Source organism: Paenibacillus sp. F024 (assembly GCF_057814255.1).
Genome location: NZ_JBVASZ010000021.1, coordinates 19400 through 33167, shown reverse-complemented (window position 1 = coordinate 33167; position 13768 = coordinate 19400). Strand labels below are relative to the sequence as shown.

At 49.6% G+C, this 13768-nt stretch carries 14 protein-coding genes; 3 read left to right on the top strand and 11 right to left on the bottom strand.

Annotated elements, in window-relative coordinates:
* The first annotated feature begins 10 nt into the window (after window positions 1-10).
* Window positions 11-1114 carry a YheC/YheD family endospore coat-associated protein gene (locus ACZYR9_RS19355; RefSeq protein ID WP_488980103.1) on the top strand — a complete coding sequence of 368 codons (1104 nt, stop codon included), beginning with the start codon at window positions 11-13 and terminating at the stop codon, window positions 1112-1114.
* 59 nt (window positions 1115-1173) lie between these two features.
* Here the strand turns inward: ACZYR9_RS19355 and ACZYR9_RS19350 are convergent, their stop codons facing one another.
* The 11 genes from ACZYR9_RS19350 to ACZYR9_RS19300 all read right to left on the bottom strand — a co-directional run bounded on the left by ACZYR9_RS19350 (window position 1174) and on the right by ACZYR9_RS19300 (window position 11499).
* Window positions 1174-1821: an HAD family hydrolase gene (locus ACZYR9_RS19350; protein WP_488980142.1), complete on the bottom strand. Its 648-nt coding sequence runs from the start codon at window positions 1819-1821 to the stop codon at window positions 1174-1176.
* Window positions 1822-1956: 135 nt separating this feature from the next.
* Window positions 1957-2745: a class I SAM-dependent methyltransferase gene (locus ACZYR9_RS19345; RefSeq protein ID WP_488980102.1), complete on the bottom strand. Its 789-nt coding sequence runs from the start codon at window positions 2743-2745 to the stop codon at window positions 1957-1959.
* A gap of 303 nt (window positions 2746-3048) precedes the next feature.
* On the bottom strand, window positions 3049-3618 hold the full coding sequence (locus ACZYR9_RS19340; protein ID WP_488980101.1) for a manganese catalase family protein: 570 nt from the start codon (window positions 3616-3618) through the stop codon (window positions 3049-3051).
* A 28-nt stretch (window positions 3619-3646) separates the two neighbouring features.
* Complete coding sequence (locus tag ACZYR9_RS19335; RefSeq protein WP_488980100.1) at window positions 3647-3910, bottom strand: spore coat protein CotJB; 264 nt, start codon at window positions 3908-3910, stop codon at window positions 3647-3649.
* A gap of 23 nt (window positions 3911-3933) precedes the next feature.
* The gene (locus ACZYR9_RS19330; RefSeq protein ID WP_488980099.1) at window positions 3934-4137 is read right to left on the bottom strand and encodes a spore coat associated protein CotJA; all 204 of its coding nucleotides are present in this window, start codon (window positions 4135-4137) and stop codon (window positions 3934-3936) included.
* Window positions 4138-4290: 153 nt separating this feature from the next.
* Window positions 4291-5175 carry a YitT family protein gene (locus ACZYR9_RS19325; RefSeq protein WP_488980098.1) on the bottom strand — a complete coding sequence of 295 codons (885 nt, stop codon included), beginning with the start codon at window positions 5173-5175 and terminating at the stop codon, window positions 4291-4293.
* 96 nt (window positions 5176-5271) lie between these two features.
* Window positions 5272-6642 (bottom strand): hemolysin family protein, encoded by a 1371-nt coding sequence (locus ACZYR9_RS19320; protein ID WP_488980097.1) that lies wholly within the window; start codon window positions 6640-6642, stop codon window positions 5272-5274.
* Between the two features lie 50 nt (window positions 6643-6692).
* Window positions 6693-7835 carry a radical SAM/CxCxxxxC motif protein YfkAB gene (gene yfkAB, locus ACZYR9_RS19315; RefSeq protein ID WP_488980096.1) on the bottom strand — a complete coding sequence of 381 codons (1143 nt, stop codon included), beginning with the start codon at window positions 7833-7835 and terminating at the stop codon, window positions 6693-6695.
* Window positions 7836-7970: 135 nt separating this feature from the next.
* A complete protein-coding gene (locus ACZYR9_RS19310) occupies window positions 7971-9095 on the bottom strand; it encodes an HD-GYP domain-containing protein (RefSeq protein ID WP_488980095.1) in 1125 nt (374 codons plus the stop codon).
* A 119-nt stretch (window positions 9096-9214) separates the two neighbouring features.
* Window positions 9215-10021, bottom strand: coding sequence for an undecaprenyl-diphosphate phosphatase (locus ACZYR9_RS19305; RefSeq protein WP_488980094.1), 807 nt, complete (start codon window positions 10019-10021; stop codon window positions 9215-9217).
* A gap of 23 nt (window positions 10022-10044) precedes the next feature.
* Window positions 10045-11499 (bottom strand): bifunctional metallophosphatase/5'-nucleotidase, encoded by a 1455-nt coding sequence (locus ACZYR9_RS19300; RefSeq protein WP_488980141.1) that lies wholly within the window; start codon window positions 11497-11499, stop codon window positions 10045-10047.
* 431 nt (window positions 11500-11930) lie between these two features.
* Between ACZYR9_RS19300 and ACZYR9_RS19295 the strand changes: the two genes are divergently transcribed.
* Both ACZYR9_RS19295 and ACZYR9_RS19290 read left to right on the top strand, forming a co-directional pair.
* Entirely contained in the window at window positions 11931-12647 is a 717-nt protein-coding gene (locus ACZYR9_RS19295) for a molybdenum cofactor biosynthesis protein (protein ID WP_488980093.1), read from the top strand.
* The gene (locus tag ACZYR9_RS19290; protein ID WP_488980092.1) at window positions 12644-13723 is read left to right on the top strand and encodes a ThiF family adenylyltransferase; all 1080 of its coding nucleotides are present in this window, start codon (window positions 12644-12646) and stop codon (window positions 13721-13723) included. Before ACZYR9_RS19295 ends, ACZYR9_RS19290 begins: the two co-directional genes overlap by 4 nt.
* Window positions 13724-13768 lie beyond the last annotated feature (45 nt).

Here is a 13768-nt window from a genome sequence, read left to right as displayed (position 1 = left end):
GTGAAATGACATGAGTTATCCATTTGGCGTATTGGCTATGTATTTGGCGGGACACAAACTGGAGGAAATTTCTTTTTTCCGCAAGCTGAGCATTAGCGGACAAAAGCTTGGAGTGGAGGTTCTGGTCTTCACACCGGACGACGTGGATAGAGCAAGATCCCGTATTCACGCATTGAAGTATAATCCCGCAATAGGCAAATGGGTCCGCAAGTGGATCGGATTTCCACCCATCATTTATGACCGCTGCCGCTATCACGGCAGCGAAAATTTCCGTAAGCTGACAAGATTCCGTAAGCAGTACGATACTCTGCGCTATTTGAGCAGCCCGCTCACCAACAAATGGTCCATGCACCAGCTGCTGGCCGAAAATACAAGTATCGAGCCTCATCTGCCGGCAACCGTTAAATATAAAAATGCCGAGGGACTGGGCCATTTTCTCAAAAAGCATCCTGTCGTCTTCTTAAAGCCGAAGAGCGGAACCGGCGGACGCGGAATTGTTAGACTTCAGCGCCTTCGAGGCGGCGGCTATCTGATGCAGGGGCGCGATCCGAACCGGCGTATACTCCCCGTGCAAAAGGTGACCTTATCGCAAATTCCTGTGAAGCTTCGTGGTTGGATGCTGGAAGAAAAATATATTATGCAGCAAGGAATTCCACTGCGTCTACAGGATGGCCGGGTTCACGACTTTCGTATGCTGGTACAAAAGGACGGCAGCGGAGAATGGCAGATCACCGGCTGCGCCGGCCGCATCGGCCCCTTACAATCCGTCACTTCCAATCTGCACGGCGGAGGCACGGCCATCCCGATGGATACCCTGTTGAAGAGGCGTTTCGACTCGGATGAGATCGTAAGCGGCATTACAAAGAACGCATACGAGCTTGGTTTAAGCGTCGTGAACCATCTTGAGGATAAATTCGGCATGCTTTGCGAGGTGGGCATCGATCTGGCGGTTGATCCCGAAGGACACGTTTGGCTGCTTGAAGTCAATCCCAAGCCTTCCCGAGAAGTATTTCACCGGATCGGAGAATTGGATACGTACCGCAATGCGATTAGACGGCCTCTTGAATTCGCACTTTGGCTGAACGAACAAAAAATCAGCGGCGTAACCCGCTGATTTTTTCCGTTATCTCGCACATCGAATCGTCGTTAAAAGCCCAGACAGCCTGTTTACGATTAATCTATCAGCTTCAATAGCTCGCTGAAATTCCCAATCTTTACGTCTGCCTGGTCAAGCTCGCCTTCCTTGCGGAAGCCTGCGTAATCACAGCCGACCACCAACAAGCCGTTGGCATGTCCCGCCTCCACATCCGAGGAGCGATCGCCCACCATCCAGGCTGAGCTTACCTTATGCCGGTCCAATAGCATCCGTACCAGATCCACCTTCGAACGGGTTCGGTACTCTCCAGCGCTGTACAAACCATCTTGTTCAAACAGCGTCTGAAGTCCCTGGTGCCGTATGACACCCTTTACATAGTCCTCCAGTCCATTGCTTGCGATAAATAGCCGGATTCCCTTACCGTGGAGTTCCTTAAGCGTATCGGCTATTCCGTCATACAGCTTCCCGTCGCCACGGGCCATCCCTTCAAGCTGCAGCTCCAGCAGAAGCTTGTCCGCCCTGCGGTGAACCGATGGGTCTACCTCAGGCATAACCATCTGCCATATTTGCTCGAGGAGCATCCCAAGTCCGCTGAGAATATGTTGTTCCGGCGGAGTTTCACCATGGTAGAGCCCCTCCGCGCGAAGTCTATCGAAAGTGGCATGATAAGCCGGCAGCAGCAGCGTCTCCGTTTGAAACAAGGTTCCGTCCAGGTCGAAGATCATTGCCTCCGGCTTTGTCCTTGTAATCGCCAATTTATTCTCCTCCCTGTCGTTAAGCACATCAAGTTCTATACAATCATGATTTGAAAAGAATGTCAATCTTGCATGCTTCATCCTCTTTTTCATATTCAGGCTGCTTTAAACGACCGGCTTTTCTGCAGCAATCATCCACTCATCAATCGTAATGGAGCTGATTTTCCCATCCTTCATCACCAACCCGCAGTATTCCTGCAAATCCTTATCCGCCTGCAGGATGTGGGATTCCACCTGCTTCACCTGCTCCTCCGATCCGGCTGTTCGCCGAACCCATGTCGCAAACTCGAAGGTCTTCTTGCGAACCCTTTGATTCAGCTCCTCCAGGCCTGCATCCTTCATCCATCCAATCCATTGTGTCTGCGTCCAGCACCGGACGTGACTTTCATCCCTTAATTTCTCCAATGTATTGATAAACGTATCCAACCGGTTGTCCTCCGGAACCACATTATCAATAAGCAGCAGCTTGCCGCCAGGCTTCAAAACACGTGCCGCTTCCGTTATAAACTTGCCCGGATCAGGAAAATGATGAGCGGCAATTCTGCAGGTGACCGCCTCGAAGGAGCCGTCCAAAAACGGCAGATTTTCTGCATCGGCGACCACAAAACCAACATTACGGCAGCCTTCTCCCGCCAAATGATTTCTTGCCGCAGCCAGCATCTCCTTCGTCAAATCCGTCGCAAATACTTGTGATACACGAGGGGAGAGCGCTTTGGAAACATGTCCTCCACCGGCAGCAACGTCAAGCACCTGCCAGTCCGCTTTGGGCTCCAGCCACTGTACCAGCAGCAAGAGATCGTCTCCCTTGGCATGAATGCTGCTGGAAACGTATTTTTCCGCGTTTTTGGAGAATTGATCCCGAACGGTTTGTTTTGCCTGCTTTGAATCCATCATGGCGACGTGTTCCCTTCCGCTTGTGTTCAAAACTATAAATATGTCTTAATCGCTGTCATAACCAATTTACCATACTTCGATTATCTCTCCTAGCTAACGCACATTTTTTTGTTTTTTCAATTCTTCACTTTTTTATTTTAGCTTTACAGCCTTTTCCCATTGCGGGGATCCCGTCAGCGCTTCAGAGGACGAAAACAGGCAAAGTCCTTAGACTTCGCCTGAGTAATGATATTTGACTTTCCATCGTCTGCCGGGATAAGAACCGTTCTACCGCATCGTTTCAAAAACTTCGTCCGTTTTTGTTCAAAAAACCTTCTTCTCGCTTTGATCCGCCTTCAATATTTCTACCGCTTCGCGAAACCTCATCGAATGGACAACCTCCCGCTCCCGTAAAAACTTCAGTCCATCCTGCAAATCCACATCGTCCGTCAAATCAATTAACCATTGATATGTAGCTCTAGCCTTCTCTTCCGCCGCTATATCTTCATATAAATCCGCGATCGGGTCGCCCTTGGCTTGAATATAGGCAGCCGTCCAAGGAACGCCCGCCGCATTGCTGTAGAACAGGGCACGGTCATGGCTTGCATAATGAGCGTCCAATCCGGCCTCCCTCAGCTGCTCTACTGTTGCATCCTTGGTCAGCTTGTAAATCATTGTGGCGATCATTTCCAGATGAGCAAATTCCTCTGTCCCGATATCCGTCAACAGGCCGATGACTTTGTCCGGGATCGTGTAACGTTGATTCAAATAACGAAGTGCCGCGGCCAGTTCTCCGTCCGCCCCTCCATATTGCTCCAGTAAAAGCTTTGCCATCCTCGGATCACATTTGCTCACCTTTACCGGATACTGCAGCTTCTTTTCATAAATCCACATGTCACTGCTCCTCTCCAGCGCTCAATGATTAAACCTGCCACGGCCAAGGCGTTTCAATCCACTCCCATGGATGCCTGGAATAACTGTGCCCATACGGCATAAGCGGACCGAATTCCATCTCAAAGCGTCTGGCCAGATGCATTCTTTGCTGCGCGAATTGATTGTACTGCTGGATGGCATGAACATCATGAGGATGCGTATCCAAATACAGCGTAAGCTCAACCAGCACAAAGTCGACCGCCTGCAGCTCCTGCAGCATGGTGTAATAATGTTCCGGAAGCGTTTGTTGCATACCTACTCTCCTTCCTGCATGCGTCAGCAATTTTTCGAGGTGTACGGACTAAATAACGCCGGCCATAGCGTACCGCGCATCAACGCCTCCATAGGCGAATATTGGGGAAGATGCATCGGTTGATAAGGAATATAGAGATTTGGCGGAGTACTATAGCTCTTCACTGTAATCGGCGGACAAGGGTCCAACGGACTGTGATACGGATACCATGCTTTCTCCTGTTCCATAACAGCTGTCCCTCCTTATTCATGCTACCTCTATGTATACGGCTGCTGTTTGTCCGTTATGTTCATTACGAAGGTTAGAGTTACAAAAAAAGGCTATCCGGCACACACCGGATAACCTGATAATGGAAGACGTTCCCTCTTGGATTCGTCCTCTTAATGAATGTCCTTCTTTTTAAACCGTCCGCCCTTTACATCGTGAATGTTGCCGACCGCAAGAAAAGCGCTTTGATCCAGTTCTTCGACGATGGATTTCAGCTTGGCTTCCTCCAGACGGTTGATAACACAGAAAATTACGCGCTTGTCGCCGCCTTTATAGCCTCCTTCACCTTGTAAATAGGTGACGCTGCGCCCCAAACGGCTTATGATGGCATCGCCGATATCACGGCTGTTGTCGCTGATAATCCAAACCGATTTGGATTCGTCGAAGCCTTCAATCGTGATGTCAATCATTTTGAATGCAATGTAATACGCAATGAGTGAGTACATCGCCCGGTCCCAGCCAAAGACGAACCCCGCGCTGCTGAGAATGAAGAGGTTGAAGAACATGACCACTTCTCCTACGGAGAATGGCGTTTTCTTGCTAAATAATATCGCCAAAATTTCCGTGCCGTCCAGCGAACCTCCGGAACGGATGACCATCCCGACTCCGATGCCGAGAATGATCCCGCCGAATACCGATGCGAGCAGAGGATCAATGGTAAGCGGCTCTACCGGATGGAGCAGCCATGTTCCGATCGACATCAGGATGACCGCATACAAAGTGGACAAAGCAAAGGTTTTGCCAATTTGTTTATACCCGATAAGCAAAAACGGCAAATTGAATATCAACAGAAATATCCCGACCGGCATCGCAAACAAATGAGAGGTAATGATGGAAATGCCTACGATCCCCCCATCGATGATCCGGTTTGGAACAAGAAAAATTTCAAGTCCGACGGATACGAGGGCGGCCCCCAAGAAAATGAACAAGGCGCGGCGCGCAACCTTGACCGCGGACAGCTTAGAATGCTGCTTGATTTGCTGCAGGTCCGCTTGCATACAATCCCCCCCCCCGCTTATGAATAAATGATGTTCAGGTTGGTACCTAAAGCACAAATAGCCATCGTTCCTGATGATCAGGATCACATTATTCCCTTACACGTTATGCCGGTTTGCTTGAACGGCCAAGCTTTCCCCAGTAATGGTCATGGCCAAAGGTTGAATCGATACGCGTAATATTCGCATGCGTTCGGCCTCTGTTATTTCGTATACAAATCCGCCGTACTCCAGCTTTTTACCTTTACTAATTGCACCCTCCAGGTGTTTAAACATCCAGCCGCCAATGGAATCGACTTCATCATCCTCAATCCCAAGACCCAGCAAATCGTTAAGATCTTCGATCAAAACGCGTCCGTTAACTGAATACGACGACCCCAGCTTTTCTACCTCGGATCGTTCGCTGATATCGAATTCATCGTGAATTTCACCCACGATTTCCTCCAAAATATCTTCCGCGGTTAGCAGTCCCGCTGTTCCGCCATATTCATCGACAACCACGGCAATCTGAGATCTTTTCAACTGCATAAGCTTCAACACTTGACTGATTTCCATCGCTTCGGGAACCATCAGAATGGGGCGCAGGTAATCCTTCAGCTCATGAATCTGATCGGGATCGGCCGTGAGCAGATCCGACATATGCACAAAACCGATGATGTCATCCTTGTTATCCGTCCCTACCGGATATCGTGTATGCTTTGTCTGGTATACGATGTTCAAATTTTCCTCGAACGACAGTTGCGCAAACAAACATTCCATATCCGTCCGAGGCAGCATAACTTCCCTTGCAATCCGTTCCGAGAATTCAAAAATGTTATCGAACAACGCCATCTCGTCTTTGTCGATGTGACCGCTTTTGGCGCTTTGATCCATCAAGATACGGATCTCTTCTTCCGTATGAGCCTCCTGCTCTGCGATTGGCTGTATGCCAATCAGCCTAAGCAGCCGGTTAGCCGCACCGTTAAGAAGCCAAATGGCAGGATAAAACAATTTATAAAACATCATTAAAGGAACCGAAAGCCAAAGCGATGCCGCTTCCGATTTCTGTATAGCCAGTGACTTGGGAGCCAATTCACCCAGCACAATATGCAAAAAGGTAATCAAGGCAAAAGCAATCACAAAGGAGATCGCGTCTTTGTACCAGGCATTTCCCAGACCGAACCATTGAAACGCCGGCTCTACAATCAGATGCGCGATCGCCGGTTCTCCGACCCAGCCAAGGCCTAGAGAAGCCAATGTGATCCCCAGCTGTGTAGAAGAAAGGTAAGCATCCAGCTTCCTGGTCACGGCCAGCGCATAGGAAGCCCTGGGGTTGCCCTCGCTTTCAAGCTGTTGAAGACGCGATTGCCTAACCCTGACAAGAGCAAATTCCGCAGCGACAAAAAAGCCGTTGAGGAACACCAAAAACACGACCAATAGAAGATTCAGAGCAATCAGTCCGAAATCGAACCCTGAACTTTGAATTTCCAAAAATGTTCAAACTCCTCCGCTTTTTTGAATGGGCAGAGACAAGAAGTCCGTTATATTACCGCACGACGGGCCTTAAAATTGACATCTTTGTAGTAGGTATCGGCGACTAGGAGATTCGGTCCGCAGCATGCTGCCGCTGCACAATAACAATTAACGGATTGACTTAAAGGATGGTTATTCCACCTTGCATATACCTGATCCAACCTGTCCGTGTGTACGTTGCCCAATGAAGGAACATCGGAAAAATCAGTAACGAATACATCCCCGGTAAACAAATTCACATTCAGACGATTTCTTCCATCAGGGTCGTTGCGTACGGTCACGTTAGGCTCGGAACGAAGGCGGGAGACGATCTTCCAATCCTCCTCATTACTGCTGCATGCGAAGAACGGCAGCGTACCAAACAGCATCCACATTTCCTTGTCCCTATGATCAAGTAGCCGATGGATCGCGCTGCGGGTTTGCTCCAGCTGAAGCACCGGCAGTCCTGAAGCGAAAGCGCTCGGATACATGGGATGTACCTCGTGGCGTTTGCAGCCCAATTCCCGGATCAGCTGATGAATTTCAGGCAGCTTCTCATGCGTGCGATAGTTGATCATTGACTCTGCCGAAACGAACATGCCGCCTTTGGCTAGCTCAGCTGCATTGTTCATCATACGATCATATAATTTGACAGCCGTTTCTTTAGAAGCACGGCGATCCATCCGCGCAAAACCGACTTCATAAAAATCGTCTGCGCTTAAATAATTAAATGAGATATGCATCACGTCAAGATACGGAGCAAGAAGCTCATACCTCGAAAGGTCCAAAGTAACGTTCGAATTGATCTGTGAGCGGACTCCGCGCTCGCGGCCATAGCGGAGAATTGGCACGATGTATTCCCGGACGGTCTGTTCGTGAAAGCTCGGTTCGCCGCCGGTAATGCTGATCGTCTGCAGGTCTTCCACCTCATCCAGCCGGTTCAGGATCTTGCTTAGCGGAATGCGCGGGCCTTCAGTCATCGTTAGCGTTTCGCCAACGGCACAGTGCTCGCAGCGCATATTGCATAAATTGGTAACTGTTAATTCAATGCTTGTCAGACGGTTTTCGCCATACTGCTTCACCGAACGAATCGGATCCCATGGATCGTATTCGGGAGTAATCGGCGTCAGCTCCACCTTTGGCATTGAACTCAAGTTTAAGCGTTCTGACATGTTGTTTCCACACCTGACTCTATATAAAGTAGTATAAACCTTATGATAAAATATATATTCTCCATTGTAGCTTAATAAGATTGAAAAGAAAACCAAAGCCCGAAAACCTCTAATGGTTTTCGGGCTGCTTTATTCTTATGCATGGGCCTGGGTACCCTGTGTCGGATGCAATTCCAAATCATTCACGCCCACGATCATGATAGATAGGGCTTTGGACAGGTCGACCTCCGGAGTGTCCTTCAGATCTTGACCCTCGGAATCCTGTAGAATTCGAACGACCGGACGATGCGGTACCTTCGAATTCAAATCAACGACAACCCCTTTTTCACCCGTACTCAGAGTAACGGTGATGCCAATCGGATAGATGGCAATTTTATCCCGGAACAGTTCAATTTTTTGCGTTTCATATAATGTCCCGGAGCCTGCAAAAATAACTTCCATTGCCTGATGAGGCAGCATAGCGCTTCGATATACGCGGTGTGTCGTCATGGCATCATAGGAATCAACCAAGCCGATAATACGTGCATATTCGTGAATTTCATCTCCCTTTAGTCCTCGGGGATAACCGCTGCCGTCCATCCGCTCATGGTGCTGTAAAGCGCAATGCGCAGAAAGCAGAGAAATGTTCGGCTCGTCCTTTAGAAATTGAAAGCCGTATACGGTATGCTGTTTAATTAACTCGAATTCTTTATCGGTCAAAGGTCCCTTTTTGCGCAGCAGCTCAAGCGGTACTTGGGTTTTTCCAATATCATGCAGCAGCGCTCCGATGCCAAGTGTCATCAATTCATCCCGGCTATAGCCATGAGCCATACCGAGCATAGTCGAATAGATACACACATTCATGGAATGCTGATACAAATAATCGTCCATTGCGCTGATATTGGTCAGCATGATCATGGAATCCTTATGATTGCTTAAATCACTAAGTATCATGTCCATTACGCCGCGAAATGCCTTGCCAAGCTGAAGGCCGGTAATGGATGTTCGTTTAATCTGATCCCCCAGCATCTGCCGAAAAGAGCTTCGGATTTGGGATACGGCTCGAATTCGCGTCTCCTCAGAAATCGCATCCTCTACCCTGATGTCACGGGTTCTCGGATCATCGATATATACGAAATCGACTCCGAGATCCATAAGTCGTCGAATCATGGTTTGGGTCAGTTCGACTTGTTCCATCAGCAGAGGGAGTCCTTCTGAATTATAAATTCTTTTTGCGAGCCTCATACCAGACTCAACTTTGCTGATCGGGAGCAAGCGCATAGGAATATCCACATCCATTTTCTAAAGAAAAATTGAGTAAAACTGATACCTTATACCTCTAGCGTATCTAATTTTTTGAAAAAGAGCAATATTTTTTTTCAAAAAACGACAAAAAAAACTTACATTAGAAGTAATAACCAGAACAACGCGGATAAGGCAAACCGGTAATATGCGAAATACGACAAGCTAAACCTTTGCACAAACTTGATGAACGTGACTACCGCTAACAGTGCCACAACCAACGATACGATAAAGCCGATGGAGAAAAAGCCGATATCCGCGGCAGTAAAGCTGCCGGCGCTTTGTATGATCTCATAGCCGGTTGCCGCGACCATGACAGGAATGGCAATGATGAACGTAAAATCGGCGGCCGCGCTGCGGCTTGCCCCGGCCAGCATCCCTCCCGCTATCGTCGATCCCGAACGTGAAAAGCCCGGCCAGAGCGCAACAATCTGCCATAATCCGATCATAAAAGCTTGTCCGTACCCTAGCTCATCCACATCATTGGCCGTAACAGCCGGCTGCTGTTTTTCTCCGATGATAAGCAAAATACCGCCGAGCACAAGACCAATCAGCACCGTTTCCGGCGAGAACAGGTGCTCTTTGATGAAATTACTCAGCAGGTAGGCAACCGTCATCGCCGGTAGGATGGCAATCAGAATGTGCAGCAAATTCAAGCCTTTACGTGGTGATTGTGTTGGATGGCCAAATCCGAATAATCCTAATATCCGTTTCCAATACACGATAACTACCGCAAATATGGCCCCGAGCTGAATGACAATTTCAAACGATTTCATCCGTTCGTCCGTTTCAGAAATCCCAAGCAGTGTCCCTGCCAAAATCATATGGCCTGTAGAGGAAACAGGCAAAAACTCCGTTATCCCTTCTACAATGCCTATTATTACCGCCACCCACCAATCGTACATAGGCTTCCCACCTTTGAAGCGGATTAATGGGGTGCCGATTGTCCTTTCATACGAACCCAGCGCTTGCGGCTGCTGTCCTGCATGGCTTTGACGTTATTCAGTTCTTTGAGGAGCACATCCCGCAAAAACTCCGGCAGAAAAAATTCGGGCTCCATACCCTCAGCAATCGAAAGGTACCCTATGCCAAATGTAAACATATCAATGGTGCCGACGGTGTACAAACGGTTCAAGTCAAGCTCCTGCGTTCCGACGCGAACGGCATGAATTCGCGAGTGGGGCTCTGCCTCGGGATCATATTCGACGGTCATTCCGTCCACACAAAGCGTACCGAGCACTTTGCCTCGGAAGCCGAAGCCATATAGCGGTTTATGCGTAAACTCGGGCAGCAGCGACTCCTCCAACGCTCTAAGTATCTGCGCTCCACTCAGCCTCATCCGGCAAGGATTGATCGGTGAAGGACACAATTCAAGCAGCGTTCCTGCAGATACGGGGCCCTGAGACAATCCTGCGAGAAGCTGACCGGCATTCACCAGACTGATCTCGGCGCCAACCCAATGACGCAATCCGGCAGCAAGCAGATTTCCCAGCCTTGACTCGCCGTACCAATCAATGTCCAAATCACAATCGATCCGTACAACTTCCCGGTCAAGTGAAGCTTTTGCCGTCACGGCAAATTGCTGGATCTGCAGCCGAATGCTCTCATCCTCTTCGAACGAAGCAACGGCCTTTACACCGCCTTCGGCGTACAGCAGGCGTTTGGAGACAGCATCCAGCTGCAAATCGACTACCCCGACATACTGGCCGAATTTACCCGCCGCACATATCAGCGTCTGACCTGACCGAATCGGTTCCTCCAGCAGGTGATGGGTATGTCCTCCCAAAATGAGATCAATGCCGGGGATTTCCTCTGCCATCTTCTCATCGTTGCGTAAGCCCAAATGAGACATCACAATTAACACATCGACTTTCGGACGAAGCTCTGCCGTAAGCGTTGCGACAGCTTCAAACGGATCGGAAACGTCCCAGCCCAATAAGCGATAAAAAGCAGGAAAGCAGGCGGTTACGCCGATCAGTCCGATGCGTATGCCCGATTTATGAAAAATGGCATAAGGGCTGGCCCATGTAGGCCAGCTTCCCGTTACTGCGTCCCGCAGGTTGGCGATCACTACCTTGCTTTGGATATGCTCTCCATATAATTCGTTTAGTACATCTGCCGTACAAGTTAATCCTTCATTGTTACCCAACGTAACGGCATCGTAGCCAATCGCATTCAGCAGGGCGATATTGGCAAGCCCTCCGGTTCCTTCCGTTTCGGGACGCATCCGGTCGATATGGTCTCCAATATCCAGCGACAACGTCTGTTCCGCCCCGGCTTCCTGCCGAAGACGGCCGATGATCGCAGCGATGCGGGGCAATTGTTCAAAATGGCTGTGAATATCGTTCGTATGAAGGATACGAAGCCTAATCCGCTCCGGAATCACAAGGCCACCTTCCTTCGAGTGCGATAATAAGAATGTGTATTTCCATAGTTTATGCGGTTTTCGCAGCAGCTCAAGCGTGATTCGCGGTCTTGAGCAGGAGGATCGGTATACGTTCGGATTGACCTTCTTGACGGGAGTCCATACCGTATACCTGGCGGTGTTCCGATCGATGGTTTTACCGTTTATGCCCACACTTGGGTTATGGGCCAAAAACGCATCGGGACTAAGGGCCGCAAGCACGCCGGCAAAAGACAAGCAGGCGTCACCCCTTAAATCATCATATACTTGGATCACCCGCAATATACCTCTCATTTCTTTCTCGGAACTTCTTATTCCTATTATATCATTTATTCTTAAAAATATGGTATGCTGAAAAGTAAAAACAGAATCCGCCCACAGGCGGTGCTAATAGAATTGGAGTGACAACGATGAAGCTTAAACTTCTGCTTTTTGCCGGTTTAGCCGAAAGCTTAGGCTCCCCCATGCTGGAGCTCAATGTAGAAGAAGATACGCTGACGCCGCCTCAGCTCAAATCGAAGCTGGCTGAGCTTTACCCTGCCATAGCCGGTCAACTCTCCGGGGCCTTCGTTGCCGTAAATCAGGCCTACGCCGACGATTCCGCGCCAATCCGCGAACACGACGAGGTAGCGATCATTCCTCCCGTGTCCGGAGGCGAACCGGTAAATATGGAGCTTACCCATGCTCCTATATCCATCGATCAAGTTACGGCTAAGGTACTGCACCCTCATCACGGGGCCGCCTTGACGTTCATTGGAACCACCAGAGAATTTACTCACGGCAAAAGGACGACCCTTCTGGAATACGAGGCCTACGAGCCTATGGCGCTGCGTACACTTCATCAAATCGGAGATGAAATTGCCTCCAGATTTCCTGGAACCTTGTGTGCCATGACGCATCGGCTGGGATCCGTTCCCGTTGGCGAAATCAGTGTTGTCATAGCCGTTTCCTCTCCACACCGGGATGCTGCTTATGAATCCAGCCGCTATGCCATAGAGCGATTAAAGCAAATTGTCCCGATCTGGAAAAAGGAAATATGGGAGGACGGCTCCGAGTGGAAGGGACATCAGCTTGGCCCTTGGAATCCTACCGCGGAGATACCGGGTCAAGGAGGTATGGCAAAGTGACCGAAAAAGAAGAATATTCTTCATCTTCTGCCGCGGCACCGGCTTTAGACCATGAACGCTATTCACGGCAGATCCTATTCGCCCCCATTGGCAAGGAAGGCCAAGCCAAGCTGCTGGAGGCCCGTGTGGCCATCGTCGGTATGGGAGCGTTGGGCACCGTTCTGGCCAACCATATGGTAAGGGCCGGAATCGGCTTCGTAAGACTGATTGATCGGGACTTTGTCGAAAGAAGCAATCTGCAAAGGCAGATGCTATATGACGAGTCCGACGCTGCCGGATCGGCTCCTAAAGCCGAAGCCGGAGCTGCGCGGCTGCGCGCGGCAAACTCCGGAGTAACGATCGAACCTGTAGTGGCCGATCTCAACTGGTCGAATGCAGAAGAGCTGTTGAAGGATGTGGACCTCATCCTTGACGGTACGGACAATTTCTCTGTCCGCTTCCTGATCAATGACGTAAGCGTCAAGCATGGCATCCCCTGGATATACGGCGGAGCGGTCAGCTCACGCGGCGTCAGCCTGACCATTGTACCTGGTCAAACCCCTTGTCTGCGCTGCCTGTTCGGACAACCTCCGGAGCAAGGAACAACAGAAACCTGCGATACGGCAGGTGTGATCGGACCGATTATTCATACGGTCGCGTCCCACCAGGGAACGGAAGCGCTTAAAATCTTGGTCGGCGCCGAGAGCCAAAGAAACCGCAAGATGATTCACTGGGACTTATGGTATAACCAGTACGCCGCTGTCGATGTATCCAAGGCAAAGAAATCAGACTGCGCATGCTGTGGAGAACACCGTTTCGATTATTTAAACGCCAGCGTTCAAGAAGAAACCATTCAAACCCTGTGCGGGCGAAATTCCGTGCAAATTCAACCTGTTCGGCCATCCGCACTGTCTCTGGAAGCATGGGCCGACAAGCTTCGTCCGCTCGGACGGCTGGAGTTGAATCCATTTCTGCTCAAGCTCTATCTGGAGAATGATATCATTCTAGTCTTGTTTCCTGACGGTCGAATGATCGTTCAGGGAACAGACGATCCGATAGCTGCCAAAAGCTTATACAGCCGTTATATCGGTATGTAATTGAGAAAAGATTCAGCCTCACTTCTCCACGGAATCCGGGAAAAG

Excerpts from the sequence above, each read along its gene's own strand:
- yfkAB (WP_488980096.1), bottom strand. The coding sequence starts at position 7,835 with ATGTCAGAACGCTTAAACTTGAGTTCAATGCCAAAGGTGGAGCTGACG.
- ACZYR9_RS19305 (WP_488980094.1), bottom strand. The coding sequence starts at position 10,021 with ATGTACGATTGGTGGGTGGCGGTAATAATAGGCATTGTAGAAGGGATA.
- ACZYR9_RS19355 (WP_488980103.1), top strand. The coding sequence starts at position 11 with ATGAGTTATCCATTTGGCGTATTGGCTATGTATTTGGCGGGACACAAA.
- ACZYR9_RS19350 (WP_488980142.1), bottom strand. The coding sequence starts at position 1,821 with ATGATCTTCGACCTGGACGGAACCTTGTTTCAAACGGAGACGCTGCTG.
- ACZYR9_RS19330 (WP_488980099.1), bottom strand. The coding sequence starts at position 4,137 with ATGGAACAGGAGAAAGCATGGTATCCGTATCACAGTCCGTTGGACCCT.
- ACZYR9_RS19335 (WP_488980100.1), bottom strand. The coding sequence starts at position 3,910 with ATGCAACAAACGCTTCCGGAACATTATTACACCATGCTGCAGGAGCTG.
- ACZYR9_RS19340 (WP_488980101.1), bottom strand. The coding sequence starts at position 3,618 with ATGTGGATTTATGAAAAGAAGCTGCAGTATCCGGTAAAGGTGAGCAAA.
- ACZYR9_RS19345 (WP_488980102.1), bottom strand. The coding sequence starts at position 2,745 with ATGATGGATTCAAAGCAGGCAAAACAAACCGTTCGGGATCAATTCTCC.
- ACZYR9_RS19310 (WP_488980095.1), bottom strand. The coding sequence starts at position 9,095 with ATGCGCTTGCTCCCGATCAGCAAAGTTGAGTCTGGTATGAGGCTCGCA.
- ACZYR9_RS19295 (WP_488980093.1), top strand. The coding sequence starts at position 11,931 with ATGAAGCTTAAACTTCTGCTTTTTGCCGGTTTAGCCGAAAGCTTAGGC.
- ACZYR9_RS19325 (WP_488980098.1), bottom strand. The coding sequence starts at position 5,175 with ATGCAAGCGGACCTGCAGCAAATCAAGCAGCATTCTAAGCTGTCCGCG.